The organism is Patulibacter ginsengiterrae (assembly GCF_056269115.1).
This window is the reverse complement of sequence record NZ_JBWDOG010000007.1, coordinates 38,486-57,490: the sequence shown is the minus strand read 5'-3', so window position 1 is coordinate 57,490 and position 19,005 is coordinate 38,486. Positions and strand designations below refer to the sequence as shown.

At 72.7% G+C, this 19,005-nt stretch carries 19 protein-coding genes; 9 read left to right on the top strand and 10 right to left on the bottom strand.

What is annotated here, in order from left to right:
- Positions 1–40 precede the first annotated feature (40 nt).
- The 5 genes from ACVUH9_RS11715 to ACVUH9_RS11695 all read left to right on the top strand — a co-directional run bounded on the left by ACVUH9_RS11715 (position 41) and on the right by ACVUH9_RS11695 (position 4,587).
- Positions 41–1,372: a citrate synthase gene (locus tag ACVUH9_RS11715; RefSeq protein WP_475757066.1), complete on the top strand. Its 1,332-nt coding sequence runs from the start codon at positions 41–43 to the stop codon at positions 1,370–1,372.
- Between the two features lie 286 nt (positions 1,373–1,658).
- Positions 1,659–2,267, top strand: a complete 609-nt coding sequence (locus ACVUH9_RS11710) for an N-acetyltransferase family protein (RefSeq protein ID WP_475757064.1) — start codon at positions 1,659–1,661, stop codon at positions 2,265–2,267.
- Between the two features lie 207 nt (positions 2,268–2,474).
- The gene (locus ACVUH9_RS11705) at positions 2,475–2,927 is read left to right on the top strand and encodes a GreA/GreB family elongation factor (protein ID WP_475757062.1); all 453 of its coding nucleotides are present in this window, start codon (positions 2,475–2,477) and stop codon (positions 2,925–2,927) included.
- 32 nt (positions 2,928–2,959) lie between these two features.
- Positions 2,960–3,931: a sensor histidine kinase gene (locus ACVUH9_RS11700; RefSeq protein WP_475757060.1), complete on the top strand. Its 972-nt coding sequence runs from the start codon at positions 2,960–2,962 to the stop codon at positions 3,929–3,931.
- Positions 3,928–4,587, top strand: coding sequence for a response regulator (locus tag ACVUH9_RS11695; RefSeq protein WP_475757058.1), 660 nt, complete (start codon positions 3,928–3,930; stop codon positions 4,585–4,587). The genes ACVUH9_RS11700 and ACVUH9_RS11695 overlap by 4 nt, the downstream gene beginning before the upstream one ends.
- A gap of 72 nt (positions 4,588–4,659) precedes the next feature.
- On the opposite strand, the gene ACVUH9_RS11690 is transcribed toward ACVUH9_RS11695, so the two are convergent.
- The 4 genes from ACVUH9_RS11690 to ACVUH9_RS11675 all read right to left on the bottom strand — a co-directional run bounded on the left by ACVUH9_RS11690 (position 4,660) and on the right by ACVUH9_RS11675 (position 7,773).
- Positions 4,660–5,373: a M48 family metallopeptidase gene (locus tag ACVUH9_RS11690; RefSeq protein WP_475757055.1), complete on the bottom strand. Its 714-nt coding sequence runs from the start codon at positions 5,371–5,373 to the stop codon at positions 4,660–4,662.
- A gap of 8 nt (positions 5,374–5,381) precedes the next feature.
- On the bottom strand, positions 5,382–5,675 hold the full coding sequence (locus tag ACVUH9_RS11685; RefSeq protein WP_475757053.1) for an antitoxin: 294 nt from the start codon (positions 5,673–5,675) through the stop codon (positions 5,382–5,384).
- Between the two features lie 73 nt (positions 5,676–5,748).
- Complete coding sequence (metF, locus tag ACVUH9_RS11680) at positions 5,749–6,669, bottom strand: methylenetetrahydrofolate reductase [NAD(P)H] (RefSeq protein ID WP_475757051.1); 921 nt, start codon at positions 6,667–6,669, stop codon at positions 5,749–5,751.
- 105 nt (positions 6,670–6,774) lie between these two features.
- Positions 6,775–7,773, bottom strand: a complete 999-nt coding sequence (locus ACVUH9_RS11675) for an MBL fold metallo-hydrolase (RefSeq protein WP_475757049.1) — start codon at positions 7,771–7,773, stop codon at positions 6,775–6,777.
- Positions 7,774–7,877: 104 nt separating this feature from the next.
- Here ACVUH9_RS11675 and ACVUH9_RS11670 point away from each other — a divergent pair, with 104 nt between their 5' ends.
- Together ACVUH9_RS11670 and ACVUH9_RS11665 are read left to right on the top strand one after the other, a co-directional pair.
- Positions 7,878–8,252, top strand: coding sequence for a hypothetical protein (locus ACVUH9_RS11670; protein ID WP_475757048.1), 375 nt, complete (start codon positions 7,878–7,880; stop codon positions 8,250–8,252).
- Positions 8,253–8,303: 51 nt separating this feature from the next.
- Complete coding sequence (locus ACVUH9_RS11665; RefSeq protein ID WP_475757047.1) at positions 8,304–9,425, top strand: aminopeptidase; 1,122 nt, start codon at positions 8,304–8,306, stop codon at positions 9,423–9,425.
- A gap of 56 nt (positions 9,426–9,481) precedes the next feature.
- On the opposite strand, the gene ACVUH9_RS11660 is transcribed toward ACVUH9_RS11665, so the two are convergent.
- Both ACVUH9_RS11660 and ACVUH9_RS11655 read right to left on the bottom strand, forming a co-directional pair.
- A complete protein-coding gene (locus tag ACVUH9_RS11660) occupies positions 9,482–9,859 on the bottom strand; it encodes a cupin domain-containing protein (protein WP_475757045.1) in 378 nt (125 codons plus the stop codon).
- A complete protein-coding gene (locus ACVUH9_RS11655) occupies positions 9,856–10,545 on the bottom strand; it encodes a LuxR C-terminal-related transcriptional regulator (RefSeq protein WP_475757043.1) in 690 nt (229 codons plus the stop codon). The genes ACVUH9_RS11660 and ACVUH9_RS11655 overlap by 4 nt, the downstream gene beginning before the upstream one ends.
- 214 nt (positions 10,546–10,759) lie before the next feature.
- Here ACVUH9_RS11655 and ACVUH9_RS11650 point away from each other — a divergent pair, with 214 nt between their 5' ends.
- The gene (locus ACVUH9_RS11650) at positions 10,760–11,416 is read left to right on the top strand and encodes a helix-turn-helix domain-containing protein (protein WP_475757041.1); all 657 of its coding nucleotides are present in this window, start codon (positions 10,760–10,762) and stop codon (positions 11,414–11,416) included.
- A gap of 180 nt (positions 11,417–11,596) precedes the next feature.
- Complete coding sequence (locus ACVUH9_RS11645) at positions 11,597–12,394, top strand: SDR family NAD(P)-dependent oxidoreductase (protein WP_475757039.1); 798 nt, start codon at positions 11,597–11,599, stop codon at positions 12,392–12,394.
- 639 nt (positions 12,395–13,033) lie between these two features.
- On the opposite strand, the gene ACVUH9_RS11640 is transcribed toward ACVUH9_RS11645, so the two are convergent.
- The 4 genes from ACVUH9_RS11640 to ACVUH9_RS11625 all read right to left on the bottom strand — a co-directional run bounded on the left by ACVUH9_RS11640 (position 13,034) and on the right by ACVUH9_RS11625 (position 18,915).
- The gene (locus ACVUH9_RS11640) at positions 13,034–13,819 is read right to left on the bottom strand and encodes a glucose 1-dehydrogenase (protein ID WP_475757330.1); all 786 of its coding nucleotides are present in this window, start codon (positions 13,817–13,819) and stop codon (positions 13,034–13,036) included.
- Between the two features lie 90 nt (positions 13,820–13,909).
- Positions 13,910–14,974: a 2,3-butanediol dehydrogenase gene (locus ACVUH9_RS11635; RefSeq protein WP_475757037.1), complete on the bottom strand. Its 1,065-nt coding sequence runs from the start codon at positions 14,972–14,974 to the stop codon at positions 13,910–13,912.
- A gap of 208 nt (positions 14,975–15,182) precedes the next feature.
- Positions 15,183–17,726, bottom strand: coding sequence for an ATP-binding cassette domain-containing protein (locus ACVUH9_RS11630; protein ID WP_475757035.1), 2,544 nt, complete (start codon positions 17,724–17,726; stop codon positions 15,183–15,185).
- A 58-nt stretch (positions 17,727–17,784) separates the two neighbouring features.
- Positions 17,785–18,915, bottom strand: a complete 1,131-nt coding sequence (locus tag ACVUH9_RS11625; protein WP_475757033.1) for a substrate-binding domain-containing protein — start codon at positions 18,913–18,915, stop codon at positions 17,785–17,787.
- Between the last annotated feature and the right edge of the window lie 90 nt (positions 18,916–19,005).

Below are 19,005 nucleotides of genomic sequence, written 5' to 3'. Positions count from 1 at the left end.
GTATGCAAGTCTCACGCGCAGGGAATGACAGAGGAGCCCCATGAGCGAGATCCAGGCGTCCGAAGGCACGACACCGGTAGCCACGGCGGACGAGACGCTGACCGTCGTCGACAACCGGACCGGGAAGCAGTACGAGGTCCCGATCACCGATGGAACGGTCCGCGCAATGGACCTGCGCCAGATCAAGGTCGGTGACGACGACTTCGGTCTGATGACGTACGACCCGGCGTATACGAACACCGCATCCTGTCGATCCGCGGTCACGTTCATCGACGGCGACAAGGGCATCCTCGAGTACCGCGGCTACCCGATCGAGCAGCTCGCCGAGAAGGCGACGTTCCTCGAGGTGGCCTACCTCCTGATCTTCGGCGAGCTGCCGACCTCGACCGAGCTCGAGGGGTGGACGCACGCGATCACGACCCACACGTTCGTGCACGAGAACGTCAAGTCGTTCGTCGAGGGCTTCCGCTACGACGCCCACCCGATGGGCATGCTGCTGGCCTCGGTCGGCGCCCTCTCGACCTTCTACCCGGAGGCCAAGGAGATCCAGGACGAGCAGCTCCGCTACGAGCAGATCGTTCGCCTGATCGCCAAGGTCCCGACGCTCGCGGCGTTCGCGTACCGCCACGCCAAGGGCATGCCGTACGTCTACCCGGACAACGACCTGAACTACGCCGAGAACTTCCTCGGCATGCTGTTCAAGATCGCCGAGCTGAAGTACAAGGCGGACCCCCGGATCGCCAAGGCGCTCGACGTCCTGTTGATCCTGCACGCCGACCACGAGCAGAACTGCTCGACCTCCTCGGTCCGCGCCGTCGGCTCGTCGCAGGTCGATCCGTACTCCGCGGTCACCGCCGGCATCGCCGCGCTCTACGGCCCGCTCCACGGCGGCGCCAACCAGGCCGTCCTGGAGATGCTCCAGGAGATCCAGACGGTCGACAACGTCCCGGCCTACATCGAGCGCGTCAAGGCCGGCGAGAAGAAGCTGATGGGCTTCGGTCACCGGGTCTACAAGAACTTCGACCCGCGCGCCACGATCATCAAGAAGGCCGTCGACGACGTCTTCGAGGTCACCGGCGTCAACCCGCTGCTCGAGGTCGCCCAGGAGCTGGAGCGGATCGCGCTGGAGGACGACTACTTCGTCTCCCGCAAGCTCTACCCGAACGTCGACTTCTACTCGGGCCTGATCTACGAGGCGCTCGGCCTGCCGGTCGAGATGTTCACGGTCATGTTCGCGATCGGCCGGACCCCGGGCTGGATCGCCCAGTGGCTCGAGATGGTCCAGGACAAGGAGCAGAAGATCGCTCGTCCGCGCCAGATCTACACCGGCGAGCGGACCCGCGACTACGTCGCGATCGAGAACCGCGGGTAACCACCCCGCCCGCGTCGCCCCGACGACGCGAACGAGACGAAGGGCCGGCATCGCCGGCCCTTCTTCGTTCGCCGGCTGACCACGCGCGGATGCGTGTGAGGTGTTCGTAGGCCGAGCAGGTCGGTGCGCGTGATGCGAGAGCTGTGCGCCAGCACTGCCGAGCGTCGCGCGGGCCGAGATGCGCCGGCATACGGACGCCTCACACCATCCGCCTGTGTGACCCATGCCCAGGTTTCGTGTGACCGTGCCCACCACCGGAGCGACCGGCCGGGAGGACGATTGGTCTGTGCTCGTTCCCCTCCACGACGGATCTGAAGTCCTGATTCGCCCGATCGCTCCGGAGGACGGTCCGCTGATGTGCCGAGCCCACCGGACGCTCTCGGAGGACACGCTCCGCAACCGCTTCCTGGCGCCCAAGCCGGCGCTCTCACGGTCGGATCAGCGGTACCTGACGCAGGTCGACTTCGTCGATCACGTCGCCGTCGTCGCCGTCGACCCGCAGCGCCCCGAGGTCCTCCTCGGCATCGCCCGCTGGGTCCGCGACCCGCAGCACCCGACCCGGGCCGAGGCGGCGTTCGTCGTCGCCGACCGGGTCCAGGGAACCGGCCTCGGCAGTGCCCTGGCGATCACGCTCGCCGACCTCGCCGTCGAGCGCGGCGTGACCGAGCTGACCGGCTCGATGCTCGCCGACAACCTGCTCTCCGAGGGCCTCTTCCGGCGGATGGGCGGCGAGCTCTCGGTCTCGCGGATGGGCATGACCAACGAGGTCCTGACGACCCTGCCGCAGGCCACCGGCCGGCTCGAGCGGCTGGCGAGCAGCCGGCGGATGCGTCCCGGTCGCCGGACCGAGAACAGCCGTCGCCGTCCGGCCCAGCGGCCGCTGCTGGTCGCCTGACGACCTCAGGCCCCCGCCGCGACGCCCGTCACGAGGCGCCCTCGAAGCGCCCGGAACGGCACCTCCCCCACCGCGCGGGGCGCCCCCGCGCGGGCTCCCTCGGCGACCGCCCAGCACGGCCGACGGTCGACCGGAACCACCGTTCGCACCTGGCGATGGCCGGGTCCAACCATGGTGGGCGACACCACCGTCCGTCACCGTTGAGGGATGATCTCGACGACGCCTTCGACCACTGCTGGTCGGATGCCGCTGACGGCCGCCGAGCGCGACGCGTTGGCCGCTGAGCTCCAGCAGCTGCGGAGCGCCCGGAACGCCGTCACCGACGCCAGTGACCCCACCGACCCGACCGGGGTCGTCAACGACCGGATCGTGCTGCTCGAGGACGCCCTCGCCCGCGCGCTGGTGATCCCGGCGGAGGGCGACGGCTACCCGGTCGCCGCCGTCGGCACCGCGGTCGAGATCGACAACGGCGGCCGCCGCCGGACCTACCTGCTGGTGCTCGGCGCCGGCCCCGGCGGCGGAGACGCCGTCTCCGCGACCTCGCCGGTCGGGGCGGCCCTGCTCGGCCAGCCCGTCGGCGCGACGGTCGACGTCCATCTCCCCGGGGGGCGGACCCGGAGCCTCGAGCTGTTGCGGATCGCGGCGGCCGACACGGCGTGACGCCGACCCGCCCGGTCTGGCACGGTCAGGTCATGCCCCGTGCGCTCATGCGGATGTCCCTCGCCCACCAGATCTTCCTGGTCAACGTGCTGGTGCTCGGGACCGCCGCGCTGCTGCTGCTCGTCGCCCCGGTCACGATCAGCGCCCCGATCGGGATCGGCGAGGCCGCGATCGTGATCGGCGGCCTGGTGCTGATCCTGGCCACCGTCGGGGTCGGCCTCCAGCGGCTGCTCGGGCCGCTCGAGCGGCTCGGCGACGCGATGCGCGAGGTCGACCCGCGCGAGCCCGACCCGGACCTGCGTCGGTTCGTCGCCCCCGACGACCGCGATGTCGCCCGGCTGCTGGAGGCGTTCGAGCAGATGCTCGACCGCTTCCGGACCGAGCGGCTCGAGAGCGACCGGCGGATGGTCGCGACCCAGGACGCCGAGCGGCGCCGGATCGCCCGCGAGCTGCACGACGAGCTCGGCCAGACGCTGACCGCGCTCTCGCTCCAGATCGAGCGGGCCGGGATCGACGAGACCGCCCGCGAGCCGATCGCGCGGACCGTCGCGCGGGCGCTCGACGACGTGCGCGGGATCGCCCGCCGGCTGCGGCCGGAGGCGCTCGACGACCTCGGCCTGGTCAACGCCCTGATCGCGCTCGTGACCCGCGTCTCCGAGGAGAGCGGGCTGCCGATCGAGCGGCGGCTCGAGTCGCCGGTGCCGGCATTGCCGCCCGACGCCGAGCTGACGCTCTACCGGGTCGCCCAGGAGGCCCTGACGAACGCGATCCGCCACGCCGACGCGACCCACGCGACGGTCACGTTGCGGATCGTCGACGGCGCGGTGATCGTGACGGTCAGCGACGACGGCCACGGCTTCGTCACCCGTCCGCCGGCCGGCGGCGGGCTCGCCGGCATGCACGAGCGTGCGCGGCTGGTCGGTGCCCGGGTCGACGTCCGCTCGGACGCCGGCCGCGGAACCGACGTCCAGATCACCCTTCCCCCGACGGAGGACCCCGCATGAGCGTGCCGCTACGGACCCGGATCCTGCTGGCCGACGACCACACCCTGGTCCGCGACGGGATCAAGCTGGTGCTCGACGCCGAGCCCGACCTGCAGGTCGTCGCCGAGGCCGGCGACGGACTGGAGGCGGTCGAGCGCGGGCTGCGCGAGGACGTCGACCTGGCGATCCTCGACGTCTCGATGCCGCACCGGACCGGGATCCAGGCCGCCCGCGAGCTGACGCTCCGACGCCCGGACATGCGGATCCTGCTGCTCTCGATGCACGAGAACGAGCAGTACCTGTTCGAGGCCCTGAAGGCCGGGGCCGCCGGCTACGTGCTCAAGTCCGCCGCCAACCGCGACCTCGTCGAGGCCTGCCGGGCCGCGATGCGGGGCGAGCCGTTCCTCTACCCGCGGGCGGTGCGGACGATCGTCCGCGACTTCCTCGAGGGCGCCCGCCGCGGCGATCCGCTCCCCCAGGATCCGCTGACCCCGCGCGAGCAGGAGGTGGTCAAGCTGATCGCCGAGGGCCACACCACCGACGAGATCGCCGGGATGCTGATGATCAGCCCCCACACCGTCGAGCGCCACCGCTCGAACGTGCTCGACAAGCTCGGCCTGCGCAACCGGGTCGAGCTGGCCCGCTACGCGATCCGGCGGGGCCTGGTCGAACCCTAGGCACCCGGCCGACGACGACGCGGTCGCCGAGATCCTGGCCGCCGCGCTCGACGACGGCCGACTCGCCGCTGCTCAGGCCGGGCCGGCGGCCGGCAGCCACAGCCGCAGGTCGGTGCCGTGGCGGCGCAGCCAGGCCGACTCGGTCCGCCACTCGGGGCGGTGGTCCTCCAGCAGCCGCCAGAACGACGGCCGGTGGTGGGCGTGGACGAGGTGGCAGGCCTCGTGCCAGACGACGTAGTCGAGGCAGCCCTCGGGCGCCAGCAGCAGCCGCCACGAGAGGCTGATCGTGCCGGTCGAGGAGCAGCTGCCCCAGCGGGTACGGGTGTCGGTGATCCGCAGCCGCGTGAACCGCGCCCCGAGCGCGGCGGTGGCCGCCTCCAGCCGCGGCAGCGACTCCTCGCGGGCCCGGGTCCGGTACCACGCCTCCAGCGCCCGGTCGGCGCGCGCGGGGTCGTCCGGCACCAGCAACCGGTCGCCGATCCGGTGCACGCGCAGGCGCCCGGGCTCCGGGGCGACGGTCAGCGTCGTCCCGAGGTACGGGAGCCCGTCGAGCGCCTGGTCGGCGATCCGTGCCCGCCGCTCGTCGAGCGCGGCCAGCCGTGGGGCGATCCAGCCGCGCAGCTCGTGCAGCGCCCGCTCGGCGTCGGCCTGGGTCGCGCGGGCGGGGATCGTCACCACCAGCCCCTGGTCGGGGTCGACGCGCACGGTCACCCGCCGTGCGCGCCGTGAGCGGCGGAGCACGTGCGGCGGCAGCGGCTCCTCCGGCCGGCCGCTGCGGCCGATCACGGTTGCGCTCAGCGCTCGCGCCCGTCGACGGTCGGGGCGTCCGGATCGACCACGGGGGCGTCGGCGGCCGGCGCACCCGGGTCGCGCTGGGCGTCGGACGCGCGCGCCTTCGGGTCCTTGTCGGCGACCTTGTCGACGGCGCCCTTGAGCTTCTCCGCGCCGTCGGCGATCTTGTCCTGGTACTTGCCCTTGGTGGCCTTGTCGACCGCGGCAACGCTCTTGTCGATCGCGCCGTCGAGCTTCTCGTTGTGCTTCCCGGCGAGGTCCTTCGCCGTCTTCATCAACTTGTTGAAGTTCACCATGATGCTGCTCCTGCGACGGGGTACGAAGACCTGCCCGAGCCTACAGGGCAGGCCCCACGTCCCCCGCTCGGGGCTAGGCCGTCGCGCTGGAGGCGACCGGCTCCGCGCCGGTCCGCTCCCACGGGCGGTGCAGCCGCAGGGCGGAGAGGATCGCCCGGGTCGATGGGCTCCGGTTCATGGTGATGAAGTGGATGCCCGGAGCGCCCGCGGCCAGCAGCTCGGCGCACTGGAGCGTCGCGTAGGCGACGCCGAGGTCCTTGATCGCGTCGGGATCGTCCTCGCGCAGGTCCAGCTCGCGCGAGAGGCCCTCGGGGATCCGGGCGCCGATCTTCTTGGCGAAGCCGCGGGCCTGGCCGATCGCGGTGATCGGCAGGATCCCCGGGATCACCGGGACGTCGACGCCCTCGTCGCGCAGGCGCTGCACGAACGCGAAGTAGTCGGCGTTGTCGAAGAAGATCTGGGTGATCAGGAACTTCGCCCCGGCGGCGACCTTGGCCTTGGCCGTCTCGACGTCGTCGTCCGCGTGGCGGGCGTCCGGGTGCGGCTCGGGGTAGGCGGCGCCGCCGACGCAGAACTCGTACTCGTCGGCGATCAGCTGGGTCAGCTCGGGCGAGGAGCCGAAGCCACCGGGGATCGGCTCGAACTTGCCCTCGCCCCCGGGCGGGTCGCCGCGCAGGGCGAGCACGTTGTGGATGCCCGCGTCGCGCATCTGCTCCAGGATCGAGCGGATCTCGTCCTTGGTGCCGCCGACGCAGGTGAAGTGCGCCATCGCCTCGAGGTCGTGCTCCTCGCGCAGGTTCTTGACGACCTTGATCGTCCGGTCGCGGCCGCTGCCGCCGGCGCCGTAGGTCACCGACACGAACGTCGGCCGCATCTCCCGCAGGGTCTCGAGGGCCTCGTGCAGGCGCCCCTCGGCCTCCTCCGTCTTCGGAGGGAAGAACTCGAAGGAGAAGCTCGGCTCCGTCGCCGTCGCGATGATCTCGTCGATGCGCATCGCCACCAATGGTAGGCGGCGGGTCCCAGGGGCGCGACCAGCGCGGTCCGCGGTCGATCGCCGTGACGACCCGGCCGCTACGGGCGGTCGGATCCCGCCGCCGGGTCAGGCGAGCCGGAACGCGTCCGGATCGCTGGCGACCTTGACCACCTGCCCGGTGACCTCCATGTGCCGCAGGAAGCAGAGCGTCTCCTGCAGCAGCCAGCCGCCGTTCTCAGCGGTCAGCGGGGTACCGAAGACGTGCGGGACGATCTGCGCGGCGGTCTTCGGCTCGCCGTCGGCGAGGCAGCCGGCGGCCAGGCCGATCCGCTCGGCGACCAGCTCGCGGTTGGCGCGGATGTGGCCCTCGACGTCGGTGAACGTGCGGCCGTGGCCGGACAGCACCAGGCGCGCGTCGAGCTGCTCGATCCGCTCCAGCGAGGCGAGGAACTCCCCGACCGGATCGGGCGTGTAGCCGAAGTCGAAGAACAGCGAGACCCGGCCGAGCAGGTGGTCGCCGGAGATCAGCATCCGCCGCTCGGCGTTGAACAGGCAGACGTGCGACGGCGCGTGGCCCGGGGTCTCGATCGTCACGAACGGCCCGAAGTCGGTCGCGATCTCGACCCCGTCGACGAGGTCGTGGTCGACGTTGAGGCCGCCGGCGATCCCGATGTCCTCCGTGCGGACCGCCTCGGAGGCTGCCCGGACCGCCGGCTCGGGCACGCCGGACTGGAGGCCGATCTCGACCCGGCGCTCCCAGTAGCCGGACGGATCGGCCAGCCACTTGGTCAGGTGCCCGTGGTTCGGATGGCACCAGACCTGGGCCCCCGAGCGCAGGACGATCGGCGTCGTCTGCCCGCAGTGGTCGACATGCGCGTGCGTGAGCACCACCTGGCGGACCAGCTCCAGCCGCAGGTGGACCATGTCCAGCGCCCGCTCGAGGTGGGCCAGCGACCCCGGCTGGTGCATGCCGGTGTCGAAGAGCACGACCCCGTCGCCCGCCGCGACCGCCCAGGCGTTGCCGTGCGGCACGCCGGGCCACGGCAGCGGCAGCCGCAGTCGCGAGACGCCCGGGATCACGCGCTCGCCGCGGCCCAGCTCCTTGGCGGCTCGGCCGTAGCTCATCGCGGGACGGAAGTCGGGGACGGGGCGTACGCGCACAGCATGTCGCCAACCACGTTACCCGTAGACTCGATCGGGGTCCGCAACCACGCGTCGCCCCCGCTCCGATGGCCAAGAAACGCAAGCACAGCAAGCCGCCGAAGGCCGAGAAGCTGCCGACCGTCGAGGTCGCCAGCGACGACGGCCGGATGGTCCTCGAGCTGCGCTGCTCGATGACCCCGCGGACGCGGATGGTCTACGCCGAGACGATCGGCGGCGAGATCGGCCAGGCCGCGATGACGCGCGAGGACAGCTGGCACCGCGCCGTCGAGTTCCTCTTCGAGCGGCTGGTCGTCGGCTGGACGGTCAACGACGTGCCGACCACCGGCCAGAAGGCCCTGATCGCCCGCTTCCGCGTGGCCGACCAGACCGAGCGCGCGTGGATCCGCGTCGCGCTCCGGGCCCACCTCGCCGAGTGGTTCCCGGAGATGCAGGCCCCGTAGTCCCGCGGCCGCCCTGCGGCCGCACCCCGACCCGCGACGAACAGGCTCCCCGTGCCCGACGACCCGACCGACCACGCGCTGATCGCCGCCGAGCTGGACGCCGCCCGGTTCGCCGACCTGCTCGTCGGCTATTGCCTGGAGACCGAGCCCGGCCAGCAGGTTCTGGTCCGCTCGACCGACCTCGCGGCCCCGCTGCTGGTCGAGCTCCAGCGGGCGCTCCTCGCCCGCGACGCCTGGCCGCTGCTGCGGGTCGACCTGCCCGGCCAGACCGAGGGCTTCTACCGCGATGCGGGCGGCCGCCAGCTCGACGGGATCGCCCCGCTCCAGCTGGAGGAGGCCCGCCAGGCCGACGCGACCCTCTCGATCCAGGCCCCGCACGACACCCGGGCCCTCGCCGACGTCGATCCCGAGCGGCTCGCGCGCGTCGCCCGGGGCCGCCACGAGGCCCGCGAGCTGACCCTGGCCCGGCGCTGGGCGACGACCCTCTGGCCGACCCGGGCGCTGGCCGAGCAGGCGGGGATGGAGCTGGGCGCGCTGGCCGCCTTCGTCCGCCGCGCGACCTTCCTCGACCGCCCCGACCCGATCGCCGCCTGGACCGAGCTGCGGGAGTTCCAGGCCCGCCTGATCGAGCGCCTCAGCGGCGTCGAGGAGCTGCGGATCGTGGCCGAGGGCACCGACCTCACGCTGCAGGTCGGCGGCCGGACCTGGGTCAACAGCGACGGGCGCCGCAACATGCCCTCGGGCGAGGTCTTCACCGGGCCGCTGGAGTCCAGCGCGACGGGCACGATCCGCTACACGGTCCCCTCCTCCCCGGCCGGGGTCGAGGTCTCGGGCGTCGAGCTGACGTTCCGCGACGGCGTGGTCGTCGACCACCGTGCCGAGCAGGGCGCCGACTACCTCGGCCAGACGCTGGAGACCGACGACGGCGCCCGCCGGCTGGGCGAGGTCGGGATCGGCACCAACTACGGGATCGACCGCGCGATCGGCGTGATCCTCTTCGACGAGAAGATCGGCGGCACCGTCCACACCGCGATCGGCCGCTCCTACCCGGAGACCGGCGGCACCAACGTCTCGGCCGTCCACTGGGACCTGATCTGCGACCTCCGCCACGGCGGCCGGCTGCTCGCCGACGGCCAGGTCATCCAGCAGGACGGGCGGTTCGTGGCGCTCTAGCTGCACGGGCGCCGTCGGCCGGATCGACGTCGACCGAGCGCCGCCGGAGCACGAGCTCAGTCGGACGCGTTCGCCGGCTCCACGCCCGAGCGTCCGATCACGGCGGTGATCACCCGCAACGGGGTCTCGCCGACGGCCCAGAGACGGTGGGGCGCGGTGGCGTCGAAGACGATCGAGTCGCCAACCGCGAGCTCGTGGACCGTGCCGCCGACGTCGATCCCGAGCTGTCCCTCGATCACCACCAGGTACTCGCGCCCGCGATGTCGCATCAGCGTGTCTTCGCGGCAGGAGGTGCCGCCGACGTCGTAGACCATCTCGAGGAACTCGACCTCGGGGTCGTCGCCGACGGTCAGGCGCTCCCAGGAGACGCCGGTCGCCAGCGAGATCGCCGGCCGCTCGGCCGTCCGCAGGACCGGACCGGTCGGGCGCGTCACAGGAGCCCCAGCTCGCCGAGCTTGAAGACCGCCTCGACGCGGTTGCGGGCCCCGAGCTTGCGCAACGCGCTCTGCAGGTACGACTTGACCGTCGTCGGCGCGAGGAAGACGACGGCGGCGATCTCGGCGTTGCTCTCGCCGCGCGCCACCCGCCGCAGGATCTCGTGCTCGCGCGGCGTCAGCACCGGACCGCGGAGCTTCGTCGCCGCCCGCCGCAGCGACTCGTCGAGCCCCTGGCCGCTGACGAACTCGCCCGCGGCGACGCGGGCCAGGACCTCCGAGAAGCGCTCGGCGCTGGCGTCCTTGCCGAGCACGCCGTCCGCCCCGAGACCGCGCGCACCCTCGCGCAGCGTCGGCGTGATCTGCTCGGCGAAGAGCACGATCCGGGTGCCGGGGGCAACGGCCCGCAGTCGCCGGATCGCGTCGGACAGCAGCATGTCGGGCAGCGACGGGTCGACCAGCACGAGGTCGGGCCGGAGCCGCCGCGCGCCGTCGACGCCGTCCTGCCCGCTGCGCGCGGCGCCGACGATCCGCAGGCGTTCGTCGGCGCCGACCAGCAGGCCGACGCCGAGGTGGACCACCGGGTGGGCGTCCACGACCAGCACGGTGACCGGGCGGACCCGCCGCGGTGCGGCCTGCGCCGCCGACGTCGGCTCGGCGCGGTCCGGGCTCCTGAGTTCCAGCATCACTCCCCCTCCTGCTCTGAATTCAATGTGACTGTACATCCCGGGAGCCACGACAGCAAGATTGATTCTCGCTGTTCGTTCGCCGACGTCACCGATCGGAGGTTGTGGCCGTCCGCCCGGCCGGCGAGAATCACGGTCGTGGTCCGTTTCCCGCTTCCGCACCTGCCTGCCGGCCGACTTCGGCGATCGTCCCCACGGCTGTAGGGTCCAATCGATGGGCGAACGCTCCACCGCCGAACCGCAGATGTCGCCGGAGACACCGGCAGCAGGATTGACCGAGCAGGTCGGAACCCGCCTGCGGGCGCGGCGCGTCGACAAGGGCCTCTCCGCGCGTGAGCTGGCGACGGCGGTCGGCGTCTCGCCGAGCATGGTCTCGATGATCGAGAATGGCCGGGCGAACCCGTCGGTCGGGACGCTGCTGGCGATGGTGGGCGTGCTCGACACCTCGCTCGACACGCTCTTCTCGCCCTCCGGCGACGAGCCGGCCACGGCCGCGCGACCGGCCACCACCGATGCCGGGGTCGTCCTCCGCGCCGGCGACCGGCCGACGATCGAGCTGGCGACCGGCGTCCACTGGGAGCGGCTGACGCCGACCGAGGAGGTCGACGTCAGCTTCATGCACGTGCGCTACGACGTCGGTGGCGCGTCGTGCCCCCCGGACGCGCTGCTGCGCCACGGCGGCCGCGACTACGTGGTCCTGATCGAGGGCCGGCTCGGCGTCACCGTCGGCTTCGAGAGCTACGAGCTCGGCGTCGGGGACTCGATCGTCTTCGAGGCGACCACCCCGCACCGGCTCTGGACGATCGGGGACCAGCCGGCCGTGGCGATCGTGGTCATCATCGGCCGAAACGCCGACGCCGCCGGCGGCTGAGGACGCCGCCGACGCCGCACCCGCGGTCGTGGGCGGGCGCGGGCGCGGGCCGGTCGTCGCCCCCCTGAGGAGACCACGGCCGCCCCGTGACCACCCGAGCGGGGGAATACCTCCGTTCGGACGCTGCGCGCCGCCGCTCGAGCGGAGAGGCTGGGGCCCCGCCCCAACGGAGAGGAACCCATGTCCGCATCCCCGCCCGGCCGCTTCGACGGCAAGGTCGTGCTGATCGTCGGCGCCGCCCGCGGCGTCGGCCTGGCCACCGCGCGCGCCTTCGCGCGTGAGGGCGCCACGCTCTCGCTCGCTGACGTCGACCCCGCGATCGACACGGTCGCCAGCGAGATCCCCGAGTCCAACGCCGAGCGGCTCGCCGCCCGTCGCTGCGACGTGACCTCGCCCGAGCAGTGCCGGGCGCTCGCCGCGGCGACCATCGAGCGGTTCGGCCGGATCGACGTGCTCGCGGTCGTCTCCGGCGTGCTCCAGAAGACGGCCCGGATCTCTGATCTGCCGGTCGAGGAGTTCGACCGGGTGCTCGCGGTCAACACCAAGGGCCCGCTGCTGATGGCGCAGGCCGTGCTGCCGCAGATGCGGGCGCAGGGCGGTGGCCGGATCGTCAACGTCGCGTCGTGGTTCGCCTACAGCGGCCACGCGTACTTCGGCGGCTACTGCGCCTCGAAGTCGGCCGTCCGCGCGATCACCCAGGCGATCGCCGAGGAGGAGGCCGAGCACGGGATCACCGCCAACTGCGTGTCGCCCGGCAACGTCGACACCGAGATGCACCGGCGAGCGCTGCGCGAGGAGGCGGAGAGCCGCGGGATCACGGCCGAGGAGATGCGCGACATCGAGTGGGCCAAGATCCCGCTGAAGCACGCCTGTCCGCCGGAGGACATCGCCGACGCGATCGTCTTCCTCGGCTCCGACCAGTCGCGCTACATGACCGGCGCCTCGCTCGACGTCAACGGCGGCGTCCTCCTGCGCTGAGCGGCGCGGCCGCACGCCGTCCCTGCGCGGAGCGGGACGGCGCGGGCCCGTCCGCGGCGCTGGTCAGCGACGCCGGGGCGGGGCGGCAGGGCGTCGGCCGACCCCGCGTCGACGCGGGGCGACGCGGGGCGACGCGGATCGACGCGGATCGACGCGGGTCGACGCAAACGGGGGCCCTGGACCGGTGACGGGCAGGGGCGGGGCGGCGGCGGGGCCACCCCAGCCGCGGGACGGAGCTCTCCCTGACCAGTATGGGCCGCGCCCATCAACGATGTGACCGGTTCCATGAGCGCCGCGGGAAGAACCTCGTCGCGATCGTCACCCTGGCCGCGAGGCGCGGTGACGTGGGGTCCTTTTGCACCGCGCCCGCGAACTGGGGTCATCTAGCCCCGCATAGCGACGCAAGATGACCCCGGGTCCGCGGGCCGAAGCGAACTGACCCCAGAACCGCTCCGCGCGACGCCGACCGGAGTCAGGCTGCCCCGCTGCTCGTCGAACCAGAATCCCGGGCCGGTCGCGTCTGAGGTGGTCGTAGGCCGAGCAGGTCGGTTCGCGTGGGTCGAGAGCTGGCCGCCAGGCCTGCCGAGGCCCACGCGGGCCGAGATGCGACGGCATACGGCCGCCTCAGACGTGACCGGACTAGTGGAAGACCATGCCCCCGTCGACGTTGATCGACTGCCCCGTCAGGTAGTCGGAGTCGCTCGAGGCCAGGAACAGGGCCAGTCCGGTGATGTCGTCCGGCGTCGAGAGCCGGCCGAGGAGGATCCCGGCGCCAAAGCCCTCGAGCGCCTCGCCCTTCTCCTGGGTCTCGCCGATCGCTATGAACTCGTCGTCGAGCTGCTCCCACAGCTCGGTCGTCACCACCCCGGGGCAGAACGCGTTGACGGTGATCCCGTCGGCGCCGAGCGCGTTGGCGGCGGCCTGGGTCAGGCCGACCACGGCGAACTTGCTCGCCGAGTAGGCCGCGAACAGCGGGAAGCCGCTCTTGCCGGCGATCGAGGCGGTGTTGACGACCTTGCCCCCACCGCCCTGGCGCTTGAACTGCTCGGCGCCCTCCTGGGTCCCGATCAGGACGCCACGGGCGTTCACGGCCATGATCCGGTCGAAGTCCTCCTCGCTGGTCTCGAGGAAGCGCTCGGTCTTCGAGATCCCGGCGTTGTTGAAGAGCACGTCGAGCCGGCCGAAGCGCTCGACCGCCGCAGCGATCGCCGCCCGGAAGCTGGCCCGGTCGGTGACGTCGACCGCGACGCCGTGGGCGCTGGCGCCGCCGGCGGTCAGCTCCTCGGCGGCCTGGCGGGCGCTGTCGGCGTCGATGTCGGCGATCACGACGTTCGCGCCCTCACCGGCCACGCGGCCGGCGATCGCGCGGCCGATGCCGCGGCCGGCGCCGGTGATCAGGACGGTCTTCCCGTCGAGCTTTCCCATCTGCTGCTCCTCGTTCGTGGTGTCGGTGGTGGCGGTCCGGAGCGGCGGGACGACGGGCTCACCCATCTTCCCGGCCTCCGGACGTGCCGCTCAGCGCGGGGCGACCAGGATCTTGGTCTGGTCGCCGGCCGGGTCGGTCAGGACCTCGAAGCCGCCGCTGACGATCTCGTCGAGCCCGATCCGGTCGCTGACGACCTTCTCGACCGGGAACCGGCCGCTGGCGATCTGGGCCATGATCCGCGGCCACTCGTGGACGTCGTAGGCCCAGACGCCGACGAGCGAGATCTCGCGCTCGGCCAGCCGCATCGGGTCGATCGCCGAGAGGCCGACGTGGAGGCCGACCTGGGCGACGGTGCCGCGGGTCCGGACGGCGCCGATCGCCGTCTGCAGGCCCGCCTCGCTGCCCGAGCACTCGAGCGCGACGTCGACGCCGAGCCCGTCGGTCGCCTCCTGCAGCCGGGCGACGACGTCCTCCGCGGACGGGTCGTAGATCGCGGCGGCGCCGAGGTTCGCGGCCCGCTCGCGGCGGCGCGCGTTCGGCTCGGCCAGGTAGACCTCGCCGGCCCCGGCGGCGTAGGCCGCCAGCACGCTGAGCGCGCCGATCGGCCCGCCGCCGGTCACCAGCACGCGGTCGCCGGGGGCGACCCGCCCGCGCGAGGCGCCGTAGGCGGCGACCGCGGCCGGCTCGATCAGCGCGCCCTGCTCGTAGGAGACGGCGTCCGGCAGCCGCCACGCCTGGTAGCGCTCGACGACGCCGCGGGTCGCGAAGCCGCCCCAGCGGTCGCTGAGGCCGAAGCAGGCCATCCGCGTGCAGAGGTGGTTCATCCCGCGGACGCAGAACGCGCACGAGCCGCAGTAGGCGAGCGGCATCACCGAGACGCGGTCGCCGACCCGCAGGTCGCCGACGTCGCTGCCGACGGCGAGCACGTCGCCGGCCAGCTCGTGGCCCATGATCTGCGGCAGCTCGGAGCCGTTGAGCGGGTGCGGCGTCGCCGGGGTCACGATCGGACCGGCGAGGTACTCGTGCAGGTCGGTCCCGCAGATGCCGCACCACTGCGGCTCGATCAGGACCTGGGTCGGCGCCAGGTCGCCTTCGGGCTCCGGGACCTCCTCGACCCGGATGTCGCGGACGCCGTGGAATCGTGCTGCGCGCATGCTGTTCCTCACCTCTCCGTCGCCGTGATCGGCGAACGCTCGTCGTCGAAGGTCTCACGGGCGGCCGCGCCGGGGTGACGCGTTCCGGTCCGGCCCGAACGGTCCCGGCCCGTACAGGCACGCCCGGCGTGGGCGCGGCCCGCGTAGGCACCACCCGCCTGGGCACGGCCGACCCGAGCCGCGGCGAGCCGCCCGAGCGGCTCCCGCCTCACCACGCCCGCCGCCGCGTCCGGCGGACCTGCGTGTAGAGGCCCGCGGCCAGCAGGGCGAGCAGCCCCACGGCCCAGTACTGCCACGCCTGGGTCAGGCCCAGGAAGGTCGTGGCGTTGGTGATCTGCTGGATCAGGAAGGCCCCGAGCAGGACCCCGACGAACGACCCGCGGCCGCCGAAGAGGCTGGCGCCGCCGAGCACCACCGCGGTGATGCAGTTGAGGGTGTAGGAGGTCCCCTGCGAGGCGTCGCCGATCCCCAGCTGCGCCATCAGCAGCACCGCCCCGAGGAACGTCATCAGGGATGCCCCGACGTAGGCCAGGATCACCGTCCGCCGGACGGGCACGCCGACCGCGTGGGCGGCCTCCTCGCGCGAGCCGGCGGCCCGCAGACGCAGCCCCCAGCGGCGCCGGCGGAGCCCGTACTCGAGCGCCAGCGCGACGGCGACCGCGACCAGGAACGCGACCGGGATCCCGCCGACGTCGGTCTGGATCGCCGAGGCGACGCCCTCGCTGATGTAGCCGCCCTGCTCGGGGCGCAGCAGCTGCGAGAGCCCCTGGAGGGCGATGTAGGTGGCGAGGGTCGCGGCGATCGGCGTGAACCCGCCGAAGCGGACGAGGCTGCCGTTGAACGCGCCGACCAGCGCCGCGATCACGATCATCAGCGCGAAGCCGGCGACCATCACCGCCGGGCTCTTGCCGTCGACGACGAAGAACGACGCGACCACCACCAGGAAGCCGGCCAACGGCCCGACCGAGAGGTCGATCCCGCCGGTCATCACCACCAGCAGCTGGCCGAAGCTGATGAAGATCAGCACCGACAGCAGCGTCAGCATCGAGGTGATGTTGAACGACGACAGCACCCGGGCGTTGTCGTTGAAGGTGTAGATCCCCAGCAGCAGGATCACGCCGACGAGGATCGCCGCCGGGCCGTAGTCGCTGCTGGCGAAGCGCCGGATCGCAGCCAGCGGGCTCGGCCCGTGGTCCTCGTCGGCGTCGTCGCGACGGACGGAGGTCGCGGTCACGATCGCCCGCGCCATCGCCTCCTCGGTGACCTCGTCGCCGGCCAGCTCGCGGACGATCTGCCCGCGCGAGAAGACCACGATCCGGTCGCAGAGCCCCTCCAGCTCGATGCTGTCGGAGGAGACGACGAGCACCGGGATCCCGCTGGCGGAGGCCTCGCGGAGGATCCGGTAGATCTCCATCCGGGCGCCGGCGTCGACGCCCTGGGTCGGCTCGTCGGCGATGATCAGCTTCGGCTGGGCGAGCATCGCCCGCGCCAGCACGACCTTCTGCTGGTTGCCGCCGGAGAGGGCGGAGACGGGCGTCTCCAGCGAGTCGGTCCGGATCCGCAGCTCGTCGCGCTGCTCGGCCACGGCCCGCCGCTCGGCCGCGGGACGGATCACGCCGCCGCGGGCGAACCGCGAGAGCGACGAGATCGCCGCGTTCTCGCGCACGGAGAGGGTCATCATCAGGCCCTCCTCGTGACGGTCGGAGGGCAGGTAGGAGATCCCGGCGGCCCGCGCGCGACGCTCGCTGCCGAGCTTGATCTCGCGACCGTTGAGACGGACGACGCCGCTGCTCCGCTCGAGCCCGGCGAGCGCGCGGAGGACGTCCGCCTGGCCGTTGCCGGCGATCCCGGCGAGACCGACGATCTCGCCCGGGGCGATCTCCAGGTCGACGTCGGCGAAGCCGCGGGCGCTGAAGCCGCTCAGGCTCAGCACGGGCTCGTCGCCGAGGCTCGGCGGCCGCTTGTCCGGGAAGGTCGCCTCGATGCTGCGGCCGACGATCAGCTCGAGGATCTGGTCGTCGGTCAGCTCGTCCATCCCGGCGGTCGCGCGGACGGTGCCGTCGCGCATCACCGTCGCCCGGTCGGCGATCTCGCGGACCTCGGGCAGCCGGTGGGAGATGTAGACGATCGCCGTGCCCTGGGCGGCGAGCTCCCGGACGAGCGCCAGCAGCTCGTTGGCGGCGTCGCGGCCGAGCGGCGCGGTCGGCTCGTCGAGCACGAGCACGGTCGGGTCCTGGGCGAGCGCCTTGGCCAGCTCCAGCAGCTGCCGTTGGGCGACCGAGAGGTCCTCGACGCGATCGCCGAGGTCGGCCTGGCAGCGGGCGCGGTCGAGCTGACGGCGCATCTGCTCCTGGGAGGAGCGGTCGCCGAGTCGCAGCGCCGGCAGCGCCACGGCCATGTTCTCGGCCACGGTCAGGTCCGGCATCAGCGCCGGGTGCTGGCGCACGATCGCGAGCCCGCTGGCCTGGGCGGCGATCGGCGAGCCGGCGGTCAGGACCGCGCCCCCGATCTCGACGGTCCCCTGGTCGGGGGCGATCGAGCCGGAGGCGACGTTCATCAGCGTCGACTTGCCGGCGCCGTTCTCGCCGAGCAGCGCGTGGATCTCGCCCGGGTGCACCTCCAGCGAGACGTCGGCGATCGCCTGGACGGCGCCGAAGCGCTTGCTGACGGAGCTGATCCGCAGCGACGGGGCCGACGGTGCGTCGGTCCCGGGGCTGGCGATCGCGTCCACCGGTGTGGTTCGGTTGCTCACTGGGTCTCCTCGGTGCGGAGGGACGGCCGAGGCCGCCCCTCCGCGCGACTCGATGCGATTACTTGAACACCGCGGTCAGATTGGCCTTGTCGAGGCCGGACGACAGGATCGCGTCGCCCGGCAGCGACGGATCGCACTGCGGCGCCTTGGGCTTGCCGGAGACGGAGTCCTCGGCGGTCGCGTTCTTGACGTTCAGCGAGGCCGGCGGGGTCCCGTCGGCGGCCTTCGCGATCGCCGCCTGGATCGCCGTCCGGACCATCCAGTTCTGCGACGAGTTGGTGTAGAGCGCGAAGTCCGGGTTGGTCTTGCTGAGCTTCTTCCAGTCGCAGGCGAGCTGGTTGGAGTCCTCGGTCGCAATCGGCGGGATCTTGCGGTTGGCCTGCTTGAAGACCGGCAGCGCGCTGTCCATCGCCGCGCCGTAGTCGGCCGCGATCGCGTCGATCTTGGGGAACTTGGCGAGCGACGCGGTCACGACCTGCTGGGTCTTGGCCGGGTCCCAGTTGGTGACGTTGAACGGCTGCTGGCCGATCAGCTTGATGCTCGGGTGCTTGTCGAGCACGCTCTTGAGGCCGCTGAGCCGGTCGAGGCTCTGCTGCACGCCGGCGGGGCCGCCGAGGTAGAGCACGTTGCCGCCCTTGGGCAGCAGCTTGACCAGCCACTCGCCCCAGAGCACGCCGTACTGGTCGGAGTCGGTGCCGACGTAGGCGGTGTAGTCGGTGCCCTCCTTGCCGCCCGGCGGCGAGCGGTACGGGACCACGGTCGAGCCGGCCTTGACCGCGCTGCGCATCGCCGGCAGCAGAGCCTTGCCCGCGTCCGGGAAGACGACCATCGCGTTGACGCCCTGGGCGACGAGGCCCTGGATGTCGGAGATCGCCTTCTGCGTGTTGCCCTGGCCGTCGGTGTAGACGAAGCCCGTCACGTTCGGGCACTTCGCGGCTTCGAGCTCGGCGATCTTGCGCGTGATCCGGCGCCAGGTGTCGGCGCCGTTGCCGTCCGAGAGCGAGACCTTGACGTCCTTGCTCCCGCACCAGGCGGGTACGTCGCCCTTCGCGGCGGCGCTCGTGCCGGCGGCGGTCGATGAGCCGGAGTCCGACCCGCCGTCCCCGCCGCAGGCGGCGATCGCGGTGGTGGCCAGGATCGCGGTGGCGCCCAGTGCGAGCCGCCTCCAATGACGCAACGGTGCTTCCATCGTGGTTCTCTCTCCCTTGTGGTCGTACGGATCGCGCGGGCAGCGGCCGTCGGGCCCGCCAGGCGGGACGCAGGCTGCTGCTCGTCGGTG

Bases quoted from the DNA above. Each gene is read 5' to 3' on its own strand.
- ACVUH9_RS11675 (WP_475757049.1), bottom strand. From the start codon at position 7,773: ATGAGCTACGGCCGAGCCGCCAAGGAGCTGGGCCGCGGCGAGCGCGTG.
- ACVUH9_RS11705 (WP_475757062.1), top strand. From the start codon at position 2,475: ATGATCTCGACGACGCCTTCGACCACTGCTGGTCGGATGCCGCTGACG.
- ACVUH9_RS11625 (WP_475757033.1), bottom strand. From the start codon at position 18,915: ATGGAAGCACCGTTGCGTCATTGGAGGCGGCTCGCACTGGGCGCCACC.
- ACVUH9_RS11650 (WP_475757041.1), top strand. From the start codon at position 10,760: ATGGGCGAACGCTCCACCGCCGAACCGCAGATGTCGCCGGAGACACCG.
- ACVUH9_RS11645 (WP_475757039.1), top strand. From the start codon at position 11,597: ATGTCCGCATCCCCGCCCGGCCGCTTCGACGGCAAGGTCGTGCTGATC.
- ACVUH9_RS11640 (WP_475757330.1), bottom strand. From the start codon at position 13,819: ATGGGAAAGCTCGACGGGAAGACCGTCCTGATCACCGGCGCCGGCCGC.
- ACVUH9_RS11635 (WP_475757037.1), bottom strand. From the start codon at position 14,974: ATGCGCGCAGCACGATTCCACGGCGTCCGCGACATCCGGGTCGAGGAG.
- ACVUH9_RS11670 (WP_475757048.1), top strand. From the start codon at position 7,878: ATGGCCAAGAAACGCAAGCACAGCAAGCCGCCGAAGGCCGAGAAGCTG.
- metF (WP_475757051.1), bottom strand. From the start codon at position 6,669: ATGCGCATCGACGAGATCATCGCGACGGCGACGGAGCCGAGCTTCTCC.
- ACVUH9_RS11685 (WP_475757053.1), bottom strand. From the start codon at position 5,675: ATGGTGAACTTCAACAAGTTGATGAAGACGGCGAAGGACCTCGCCGGG.
- ACVUH9_RS11700 (WP_475757060.1), top strand. From the start codon at position 2,960: ATGCCCCGTGCGCTCATGCGGATGTCCCTCGCCCACCAGATCTTCCTG.
- ACVUH9_RS11655 (WP_475757043.1), bottom strand. From the start codon at position 10,545: ATGCTGGAACTCAGGAGCCCGGACCGCGCCGAGCCGACGTCGGCGGCG.
- ACVUH9_RS11715 (WP_475757066.1), top strand. From the start codon at position 41: ATGAGCGAGATCCAGGCGTCCGAAGGCACGACACCGGTAGCCACGGCG.
- ACVUH9_RS11695 (WP_475757058.1), top strand. From the start codon at position 3,928: ATGAGCGTGCCGCTACGGACCCGGATCCTGCTGGCCGACGACCACACC.